Annotated in this window: 10 protein-coding genes; 3 read left to right on the forward strand and 7 right to left on the reverse strand. The window is 60.1% G+C overall.

Translation table 11 applies throughout. The annotated features are described in order from the left end of the window. Window positions 1-112: 112 nt before the first annotated feature. The 5 genes from coq7 to hemJ form a co-directional block, all read right to left on the reverse strand. A complete protein-coding gene (coq7, locus tag LIX93_RS12980; protein ID WP_226504429.1) occupies window positions 113-760 on the reverse strand; it encodes a 2-polyprenyl-3-methyl-6-methoxy-1,4-benzoquinone monooxygenase in 648 nt (215 codons plus the stop codon). A 71-nt stretch (window positions 761-831) separates the two neighbouring features. Then, window positions 832-1,170: a histidine triad nucleotide-binding protein gene (locus LIX93_RS12985; protein WP_226504430.1), complete on the reverse strand. Its 339-nt coding sequence runs from the start codon at window positions 1,168-1,170 to the stop codon at window positions 832-834. Between the two features lie 70 nt (window positions 1,171-1,240). After that, window positions 1,241-2,014: an SDR family oxidoreductase gene (locus LIX93_RS12990; protein WP_226504431.1), complete on the reverse strand. Its 774-nt coding sequence runs from the start codon at window positions 2,012-2,014 to the stop codon at window positions 1,241-1,243. An 86-nt stretch (window positions 2,015-2,100) separates the two neighbouring features. Further along, on the reverse strand, window positions 2,101-2,907 hold the full coding sequence (locus LIX93_RS12995; RefSeq protein WP_226504432.1) for a DUF805 domain-containing protein: 807 nt from the start codon (window positions 2,905-2,907) through the stop codon (window positions 2,101-2,103). Between the two features lie 28 nt (window positions 2,908-2,935). Continuing rightward, on the reverse strand, window positions 2,936-3,361 hold the full coding sequence (gene hemJ / locus LIX93_RS13000; protein WP_226504433.1) for a protoporphyrinogen oxidase HemJ: 426 nt from the start codon (window positions 3,359-3,361) through the stop codon (window positions 2,936-2,938). A gap of 139 nt (window positions 3,362-3,500) precedes the next feature. Between hemJ and argC the strand changes: the two genes are divergently transcribed. Both argC and erpA read left to right on the forward strand, forming a co-directional pair. Next, window positions 3,501-4,535: an N-acetyl-gamma-glutamyl-phosphate reductase gene (gene argC, locus LIX93_RS13005; RefSeq protein WP_226504434.1), complete on the forward strand. Its 1,035-nt coding sequence runs from the start codon at window positions 3,501-3,503 to the stop codon at window positions 4,533-4,535. A 149-nt stretch (window positions 4,536-4,684) separates the two neighbouring features. Further along, entirely contained in the window at window positions 4,685-5,035 is a 351-nt protein-coding gene (erpA, locus tag LIX93_RS13010) for an iron-sulfur cluster insertion protein ErpA (protein WP_226504435.1), read from the forward strand. Between the two features lie 73 nt (window positions 5,036-5,108). On the opposite strand, the gene LIX93_RS13015 is transcribed toward erpA, so the two are convergent. Then, the gene (locus LIX93_RS13015; protein WP_226504436.1) at window positions 5,109-6,200 is read right to left on the reverse strand and encodes an anhydro-N-acetylmuramic acid kinase; all 1,092 of its coding nucleotides are present in this window, start codon (window positions 6,198-6,200) and stop codon (window positions 5,109-5,111) included. 3 nt (window positions 6,201-6,203) lie between these two features. Next, on the reverse strand, window positions 6,204-7,676 hold the full coding sequence (locus LIX93_RS13020) for a peptidoglycan DD-metalloendopeptidase family protein (protein ID WP_226504437.1): 1,473 nt from the start codon (window positions 7,674-7,676) through the stop codon (window positions 6,204-6,206). A 213-nt stretch (window positions 7,677-7,889) separates the two neighbouring features. On the opposite strand from LIX93_RS13020, the gene tyrS reads away from it, so the two are divergent. Continuing rightward, a complete protein-coding gene (gene tyrS, locus LIX93_RS13025; RefSeq protein WP_226504438.1) occupies window positions 7,890-9,089 on the forward strand; it encodes a tyrosine--tRNA ligase in 1,200 nt (399 codons plus the stop codon). The last annotated feature ends 339 nt before the right edge of the window (window positions 9,090-9,428 follow it).

Below are 9,428 nucleotides of genomic sequence, written 5' to 3' on the forward strand. Positions count from 1 at the left end.
TCCCATCGTTGATGGTGATCTTACTGGCCTCTTCGCGGGCAAGCCTTGCTCCTACAGGCGTACACCTGGGAGCAAGGCTTGCTGCGAAGAGGTCGGTATTCGTGGCGCAAAATCAAACTCGGTAGGTCGTCTTGGTCATCACCTTGGCCAACAAACTCATACCCAGCTTGACCGGCGCCGGGAAGCGCAATCCCCCTGCGCCCAGCGCCGACTCGGCATGTTCGGCCTCATCGATGCGCATCTGCTCGAGAATCGCGCGGGATTTCTGATCGACTTCGGGCAGCTCCTGTAGATGCTCGTCCAAGTGCTTGCATACCTGATGCTCGGTAGCGGCGACGAATCCCAGGCTGACCTTGTCGCTGATCAAGCCTGCCGCGGCGCCCATACCGAACGACATCCCGTAGAACAGCGGATTCAGTACGCTGGGGCGACTACCTAGCTGGCGAATACGTTGTTCGCACCAGGCCAAATGGTCGACTTCTTCCTCGGCCGAGTGCTCCATGGCCTTGCGCACTGCTGGCAGCTTGGCGGTAAGCGCCTGGCCCTGATACAGGCCTTGGGCGCAGACTTCGCCGGTGTGATTGATGCGCATCAGGCCGGCGATATGCCGGGACTCGGTCTCGTCCAGCGCAGCGTCGGGCTTGACGATGGCAGGCGACGGGCGCGACGGCTGGCCGCTGAAGGGCAATAGGGTGCGCATGGCAGTGTCGGCCTGCAGCAACAGACGGTCGATGGGCGAGTATTGACGTTCGGTAGCCATGGGCTCCTCCGAGTGAAACGGGCAGAAACGTTAGCAGATCCGCGGGCAGAGCCCGCTCCCACAAAGGGGGCTCAGCCCGGTGGCCAGTTCATCTGGCGCTGACCGAGCACGTGCATATGAATGTGATAGACGGTCTGGCCGCCGAGTTCATTGCAGTTCATCACCACGCGAAAGCCTTCCTCGCAACCCAGCTCGAGTGCCAGGCGCTGGGCGGTCAGCAGGATGTGCCCGGCCAGGCCTTTGTCGTCTTCGGTCAGGTCGTTGAGCGTGCGGATGGCCTTTTTCGGAATGACCAGGAAATGCACGGGGGCTTGCGGCGCGATGTCGTGGAAGGCCAGGACCTGATCGTCCTCGTAGATGATCTTGGCCGGGATCTCCCGGTTGATGATCTTGGTGAACAGAGTTTCCACAGCGGTTTCTCCAGACTGAAAGTTCGGCCCGATCCTGTCGGGCGGGCATCTGTGCAAATACTGCAGTGTATCAGCGTGGGCAGTAGGCGGTATTGATGTAGCCACTGATCTTGCGGACCAACCAGCGAGAACCCAAGCGCACAGCGCGTGCCAGCCAGCGGTTGCGCCGGCCCGGTATGATGATCGCGCGGTTGCGGTCCAGCGCGCGGACGGTGTACAGCGCGACTTCTTCAGGGCTCAGAACTCGGCTCGAACCTGACAGGCGTGGAATATTGCGTAACGGCGAACGTACCGGGCCGGGGCATAGCACCGAGACCTTGACGCCGCTGCGTTTGAGCTCTTCGCGCAGCGCTTCGGATAAATGCATGACGTAGGCCTTGCTGGCACTGTAACTGGCCATCCACGGGCCGGGCTGGAATGCAGCGAGGGAAGCAACGTTGAGGATCTGCCCGCCGCCTTGCACCGCCATGGCGTTGCCTAGTACGTGGCAGAGGCGGGTAAGGGCCAGCACGTTGAGCTCGATAAGGTCTTGCTCGACGCCCCAGTCCTGGGCCAGAAAGGAACCGTAAGAGCGAATGCCGGCGCAGTTGATCAGCAGATCGATACGTCGGTCGCTTTCTTCAAGTTCCAGCAAGAAGCCGGACAAGCGCAACGGCTCGCCCAGGTCACAGGCGCGAAACAGCACTTCGACGCCAAAGCGCTGAGTGAGCTCCAGCGCGATGGCCTCCAGCGGTTCGCGCTGGCGAGCCACCAGAAGCAAATGACGACCGCGACGCGCCAGGGCTTCGGCCAATGCCAGGCCCAGGCCGCTGGAGGCGCCGGTGATCAGGGTGTAACGGGTCATGCGGTTCTCCGTGCTGTGCGATCGGGAATGGAGCGCACAGGTGTATCGATGCTGCAGTTTACCGCGTAGGGCCGTCAGTGCCGATATCAAGAAGAGGGCTGGTGGGCGGTCGCCCCGATTGTGCCTATGTACCATGCGACCACAGCGATCGCGACAATGACCAAAATGCAGCCGATGCCAACGAAGAGTTTGGCCAGCAGGGTGGGCGGGCGGGGTTGGGGGCCGAACCTGTTATTGCCTGGGGTCCCTGGTTTGAACAGCATGACCAGCCCGAATATGGGGCCCGCATAGGGCACCGCGGACAGCAGGATCAACCAGCCTGACCAGTTGATATCGTGCAGGCGCCTTACTCCTATCACGACGGACGCTGCTAGATAGCACAGGGACATGATCAGCAATGACACGCTTGGCCCGACAAGATACTCGACCATCGGTGCGACCGCTTTTACGACCAAGCCGCCGACGATCAGAATCAATAGCGACCATGCCGCGTAATTGATCCTGCCAAGTCGCCCCTCCAGCGAGAGGGCTTTTCGTGGGCCTGTAACGATTGGGTCGTAGACTTCCTCACCCGACCTTGGCGCAGCCCACGGCGAATACTCGATATCGTCATAGGTCGCGCCACCCGCCAGCGTTTCCGATCCGGCAGGATCGAACGGCGTGTCGTCTTCCAGGTGAGTCCGAATACCGGCCTTCTCCAGCATCGGCACGAACTTGTGCGTGTCTTCGAGCAGCAGGTGACGCTTGAGCGCCAACTTGCGGCCTTCGAACAATCGCTCGACGGCATGCTCGCTGGCCTCGAACAGCGTCGCCAGGTTGCGCACCGCGGTGGGCTTGTCGATACCAGGCAACAGTTGCCCGTCAAAGGTGATCTTGTACTGCGGTACGGCCATTACGACGTCCTTGTTAAGGAGAGGGCAATCAGAAGGGTTTGACGACGACCAGGATGACGATCAACAGCAGGAACACCACCGGCACCTCGTTGAACCAGCGATAGAACGTGTGGCTACGGGTGTTCTCGCCCCGGGCGAAGCGCTTGAGCTGGGCGCCGCACATATGGTGGTAGCCGATCAGCAGGAAGACCAGCAGCAGCTTGGCGTGCAGCCAGCCCTGATGCAGCCAGCCAGGGTTGAGGTAGATGAGCCAGATGCCGAACACGAGGCTGGCGATCATCGAGGGGCCCATGATGCCACGGTAGAGCTTGCGTTCCATGATGATGAAGCGCTCGCGGCTGACGGTGTCTTCGCTTTGCGCGTGGTAGACGAACAGGCGGGGCAGGTAGAACAGCGCGGCAAACCAGCAGACGATGCTGACGATGTGCAGGGCTTTGATCCATAAATAGAGCATTTCTAATAATTTCCAGGTTCACGGTGATCCGATAGTAGTAGCAAGCGGGGTATTCCGTCATCAGCACGGTTGTTACTGAAAGCGTTGCCTTCTATTATCGGGGGCTTTCCAGTCTGTTCGTTAAGTGAGGGGCGGTTTTATGGTCAAGGTCGGTATCGTCGGCGGCACGGGTTACACCGGTGTCGAACTGCTGCGTCTGCTGGCGCAGCATCCCCAGGCTGAAGTGGTCGTGATCACCTCGCGATCGGAAGCCGGCCTGCCCGTTGCCGACCTTTACCCCAATCTGCGCGGCCACTATGACGGCCTGGCCTTCAGCGTGCCTGACGTGCAGACGCTCGGTGCCTGCGACGTCGTGTTCTTCGCTACGCCCCATGGCGTCGCCCACTCGCTGGCCGGTGAATTGCTCGATGCCGGTACCAAGGTGATCGACCTGTCGGCGGACTTCCGCCTGCAGGACGCCGACGAATGGGCCAAGTGGTACGGCCAACCCCATGGCGCGCCGCAATTGCTCAAGGAGGCGGTCTACGGCCTGCCGGAAGTCAATCGTGAAGCCATCAGCCAGGCGCGCTTGATCGCAGTTCCGGGTTGCTATCCGACGGCGACCCAGTTGGGTTTCCTGCCGCTGCTCGAAGCCGGCCTCGCCGATAACAGTCGCCTGATTGCCGACTGCAAGTCGGGTGTCAGCGGTGCTGGCCGTGGTGCGGCGGTGGGCTCGTTGTTCTGCGAAACGGGCGAGAGCATGAAGGCCTACGCCGTCAAAGGCCATCGCCATCTGCCCGAGATCACTCAAGGCCTGCGTCGTGCGGCGGGTGGCGACGTCAACCTGACATTCGTCCCGCACCTGACGCCGATGATCCGTGGCATTCACTCGACCTTGTACGCCACGGTCACCGATCGCTCGGTGGATTTGCAGAAGCTGTTCGAAAAGCGCTATGCCGATGAGCCTTTCGTCGATGTCATGCCGGCCGGCAGCCATCCGGAAACCCGCAGCGTACGCGGTGCCAATGTCTGCCGTATTGCCGTGCACCGCCCTCAGGGTGGCGACCTGGTAGTGGTGCTTTCGGTCATCGACAACCTCACCAAGGGCGCTTCCGGTCAGGCCGTGCAATGCCTGAACATCCTGTTCGGCCTGGATGAGCGCCTGGGTCTTGCCCATGCGGGCATGCTGCCGTAATACAAGTTGATGAGGGTGCTTGCCTCTCGATTGCGGTGTTCATGGCCTCTCATCACGCAGCTCAGCACAATTGTTGACCAATTTTGTCGGAGAAGCGGATAATGGCGTCATTACGCATTATGACGGCCTAGCGCCGGGAGAGAGTCAGCATGAGCGTCGAAACCTTTACCCCAACGGCTTTGCAGTTCACCTACGGTGCTGCGAACAAGGTCAAGAACCTGGTCGACGAAGAGGGTAACGACCGCCTGAAGTTGCGCGTGTTCGTGACCGGCGGCGGCTGTTCGGGCTTTCAATATGGCTTCACCTTCGATGAAGATGTGGCCGATGACGACACCATCGTCGAGCGCGAAGGCGTGAGTCTGGTGGTCGATCCGATGAGCTTTCAGTATCTTGCGGGGGCCGAAGTGGACTACCAGGAAGGTCTTGAGGGCTCGCGTTTCGTCATCAACAACCCGAATGCGTCCACCACCTGCGGTTGCGGTCAGTCGTTCTCGATCTGATTTCACCCGAGACAATGCAAAACGCCGCGCAGATGCGCGGCGTTTTGCTGTCTGGCGTTTATCAGGATGGCTTTCAGGCCGGGTAGATGGCGCCCAGGATACGCAGCCCTTTAGCACCCGTAACGCTGGGCCGGTTGCCTGGAATACTCTCCAGGCAGCAATGGGCCAGCCACGCGAAGGCGGTGGCCTCGACCCAATCCGGATCGACGCCCTTGGCCGCAGTGCTGGCGACGACCGTGCTGGGCAGCAGCGCGGCAATTCGGGCCATCAAGGCGCCGTTGTGAGCGCCGCCGCCGCAGACCAGCAGTGCATCGGTCGTCGGCTGGGCTTTTTTCAGGGACTCGACGATGGTGCGTGCGGTCAGCTCCAGGAGCGTCGCCTGTACGTCAGCTTCGGGGCAAGGCGGCAGCGTGGCCAACTGCTGCTGCAGCCAGGTCAGGTTGAATACTTCCCTACCGGTACTTTTCGGGCCGGTGCCGGCAAAAAACGAATCGCTCAGCAGTGTCATCAACAGCAAGGGATTCACTTGGCCGCTGGCGGCCCAGGCCCCATCCTTGTCGTAACTGTCGCCTTTGCACGCCTGAATCCAGGTATCGAGTAGCACATTGCCCGGCCCGCAGTCGAAGCCAGCGACGGGCTGGTCGACCTCGATCAGGCTCAGGTTGCTGAAACCGCCGATATTGAGCACTGCCAGGCGCTGCCCTTGACCACCGAACAGTGCTTCGTGGAAGGCTGGAACCAAGGGCGCGCCCTGACCGCCAGCGGCGACGTCACGACGGCGAAAATCACTGACGACGCTGATGCCGCTGAGCTCGGCCAATAACGCCGGATTACCGATCTGCAAGGTGAAGCCGCGGGCAGGTTCGTGCCGCACGGTCTGCCCGTGACTGCCGATCGCGCGTATCGCCGAGGCATCGAGTTGCTGATCTTGCAGCAGTTGCTTGATGCCTTCGGCCGCCAAGCGGACCCATTGGTTTTCCGCGAGGGCGGCACGGGCGATTTCATCCGGACCGCTGCTGCACAAGGCCAGCAAAGTGCGCCGCAGATCGTCGGGCATCGGCACATAATGGCTGGCGAGCAGGCGCGTAGCCTGCCCTTGCTCGATCAGGGCGATATCCAGTCCATCAAGGCTGGTGCCGGACATGAGGCCGATATAGAGCGCCATGGCTTAGCGCTTCGAGGCCAGCATGGTAGCTTTTTCCTGCTCCATGCGGGCCATCAAGGGTTGGCTTTGCTGCATGAAACGCCCTCGCTCGGATTTGGCAATCGGGTCGGCCATCGGCAGCTTCTGCCCCAGCGGGTCGACATGCACGCCATTGACCTGGAACTCGTAGTGCACATGTGGGCCGGTAGACAGCCCGGTGGTGCCGATGTAGCCGATGACCTGGCCCTGCCGGACCGGGACGCCTGCGCGGATGCCCTTGGCGAAACCTTGCATATGCCCATACAGGGTGCGGTAGGTCTTGCCGTGCTGGATGATCACTACATTGCCGTAGCCGCCCTTGCGCCCAGCCATGAAGATCTTGCCGTCGCCGGTGGCCTTGATCGGGGTGCCCCTTGGCGCGGCATAGTCGACGCCCTGGTGCGCACGGATCTTGTTGAGGATCGGATGCTTTCGCCCACCCGAGAAACGCGAGCTGATGCGGGCAAAGTCCACGGGCGAGCGTACGAACGCTTTGCGCATGCTGTCCCCGGACGCGGTGTAATAGTTGGTGGTCCCTTGTTTGCTAGTGTAGCGCACGGCCGTGTACGTCTTGCCGCGGGAGACGAAGCGGGCGGACAGGATATTGCCGGTGCCGATGACGTTGCCCTTGAGCACGCGCTGCTCGTAGATGACCTCGAATTCGTCGCCGTGCCGGATGTCCTGGGCGAAGTCGATGTCGTAGCCAAAGATGCCGGCCAGGTCGGTGACCTGCTTATGCGAAAGACCAGCGCGTTGCGCCGCGACCGAGAGGTTGCTGGTGATGACGCCGTGAGCATAGGCTTCGCGCATGACCGGCTTGTTGGTTTCGCGCTCGAAGGCGAAACCGGTGGCGGCGCGGTTCAGGCGGATGGTTTCGAGGTCGCTGAGCTTGCTGTGCAGGCTCTGCAGCTGCCCGTCGGCGGACACTTCGAACTCCAGCATCTGACCGTGGCGCAGTTTGCTGAACTGGCTCGCCTGCTTGTCGCTGGCCATCACTTCAGCCACTGCGGATGCTGGCAGGCCTACCTTTTGAAACAGTGTCGAGAGCGTATCGCCCTTGGCGACCACTACTTGCTTATGGACCGAGCCGGGTACGGCGGCGGCGGTGGGCTTGGCTTTCGCTTTCGAGCTGGCGTCGGCATCCGCCTCGGCTTGCTCGGCATCAGAGTCGTCGCCGCTGTCGGCGGTATTCTGCTCGTCGCCATCCTGATTGATCTTGGCAAACGGTGAGTCGGTGGCGTTTTCGGTGTCGTCGGTATCGGATGCCGGGGTGTTCTGCTCTTTCTGGAGTTGGTCTGCCGGGGACTCGAGGTCAATGGCCATCGAGGTCTTTTTGGCCTCTACTTCGCTGGAGGGAAATACCAGCAGAGCCAGGCTGAGGAGGGCGGCGATGCCGCTTGCGGCCAATAGATGGCTCTTCGGATAAAGCGGGGGCGCTTTAGGCGGTGTCTCGATCATAGGTAGTTTTGACTTTGAAAAAAGATGAATTGGAAAAGATGAATGACATGATGAAGATGAAATAACTGTATAAAATATAACCAAAACCTCATCGAAGCAAGCGCGCAGACGTTCTGTAACACTTATCAGGTCACATGGTGGGTCGTACCTTGTATTTGATGCGTGATCTTGTATGGTTGAGCCCTTTGAATCTGAGCCTCGTGGGTCCATTTTATGAAGTCGGTTGAAGAGCAGCTCGCGCTGATCAAGCGCGGTGCTGAAGAGTTGTTGGTCGAGTCCGAGCTGGTGGAAAAGCTCAAGCGTGGACAGCCGCTGCGGATCAAGGCCGGTTTCGACCCGACGGCACCCGATCTGCACCTGGGCCACACGGTGTTGATCAACAAGCTGCGCCAGTTCCAGGAGCTGGGTCACCATGTGATCTTCCTTATAGGTGATTTCACCGGGTTGATCGGCGATCCGAGCGGCAAGAGCGCCACGCGCCCGCCGCTGACCCGCGAGCAGGTGCTCGAAAACGCCGAGACCTACAAGGCGCAGGTCTTCAAGATTCTCGACCCGGCCAAGACCGAGGTGGCCTTCAACTCCACTTGGATGGACGCGCTTTCGCCGGCTGACTTCATTCGCCTGGCTTCGCAGTACACCGTGGCGCGGATGCTCGAGCGTGACGATTTCGACAAGCGCTATAAAGCCAACCAGTCGATCGCTATTCACGAGTTCCTCTACCCCTTGGTGCAGGGCTACGATTCGGTGGCGCTGCGTGCCGATGTCGAGCTGGGCGGTACCGATCAGAAATTCAACCTGTTGATGGGGCGCGAGCTGCAACGTGCCTATGGCCAGGAGGCGCAGAACATCCTGACGATGCCGTTGCTCGAAGGCCTGGACGGGGTGAAGAAGATGTCCAAGTCGCTGAACAACTATGTTGGCATTCAGGAGGCGCCGGGCTCGATGTACAGCAAGCTGGTGTCGATCCCTGATCCGCTGATGTGGCGCTACTTCGAGCTGCTGAGCTTCCGCTCGATGGACGAGATCAACCAGTTCAAAGTTGATGTCGAGGCGGGTGCCAATCCCCGTGACATCAAGATCAAACTGGCAGAAGAGATCGTCGCGCGGTTTCATGGCGAAGAAGCCGCCGCCAACGCGCACCGTGCTGCCGGTAACCGTATGAAAGAAGGCGAGCTGCCCGAGGATCTGCCGGAAGTCGAGCTGACCGCGTCGGAGGCTATGCCGATCGCCGCCATCCTTAACAAGGCAGGTTTGGTGAAAAACTCCGCGGTGGCTCGGGACCTGTTGGCATCCGGTGGTGTGCGTATAGATGGTGAAGTGGTCGATCGCGGCTTCGTCTTCGCCTTGGGCGCTACCCATGTGTGCCAGGCGGGCAAGAAGGCCTTTGCACGGGTATCGCTTAAATCCGAATAAAGGGGTTGACGGCGAATTATATCTGTCTATAATTCGCCCCACTTCCGGCGCAGTCGGAACTTGAAACTCCTTGTTAATCAACGAGTTATAGGTTCAAGATGGCGAGGTAAGGTTTCGATCGGTTCTTAAATGAACGATTCGAAAGCGGTGAAAAAGGTGGTTGACAGCGGTTTGAAACGCTGTAGAATTCGCCTCCCGCTAACGAGAGATCGAAGCGAGTCAAGTGTTTGAAGTTGTTCAGGTTTCTAGCGAAACACTTCAAAATAAACGCTTGACAGAATGTGAGGCTAGCGTAGAATGCGCGCCTCGGTTGAGACGAAAGAATCAACCCACCGCTCT

The organism is Pseudomonas sp. MWU16-30317 (assembly GCF_020515695.1).
Classification (GTDB): Bacteria; Pseudomonadota; Gammaproteobacteria; order Pseudomonadales; family Pseudomonadaceae; genus Aquipseudomonas.

Coding starts and splice junctions, on each gene's coding strand:
- LIX93_RS12990 (WP_226504431.1), bottom strand. CDS start 2,014: ATGACCCGTTACACCCTGATCACCGGCGCCTCCAGCGGCCTGGGCCTG.
- LIX93_RS13020 (WP_226504437.1), bottom strand. CDS start 7,676: ATGATCGAGACACCGCCTAAAGCGCCCCCGCTTTATCCGAAGAGCCAT.
- coq7 (WP_226504429.1), bottom strand. CDS start 760: ATGGCTACCGAACGTCAATACTCGCCCATCGACCGTCTGTTGCTGCAG.
- argC (WP_226504434.1), top strand. CDS start 3,501: ATGGTCAAGGTCGGTATCGTCGGCGGCACGGGTTACACCGGTGTCGAA.
- tyrS (WP_226504438.1), top strand. CDS start 7,890: ATGAAGTCGGTTGAAGAGCAGCTCGCGCTGATCAAGCGCGGTGCTGAA.
- LIX93_RS12995 (WP_226504432.1), bottom strand. CDS start 2,907: ATGGCCGTACCGCAGTACAAGATCACCTTTGACGGGCAACTGTTGCCT.
- hemJ (WP_226504433.1), bottom strand. CDS start 3,361: ATGCTCTATTTATGGATCAAAGCCCTGCACATCGTCAGCATCGTCTGC.
- LIX93_RS13015 (WP_226504436.1), bottom strand. CDS start 6,200: ATGGCGCTCTATATCGGCCTCATGTCCGGCACCAGCCTTGATGGACTG.
- erpA (WP_226504435.1), top strand. CDS start 4,685: ATGAGCGTCGAAACCTTTACCCCAACGGCTTTGCAGTTCACCTACGGT.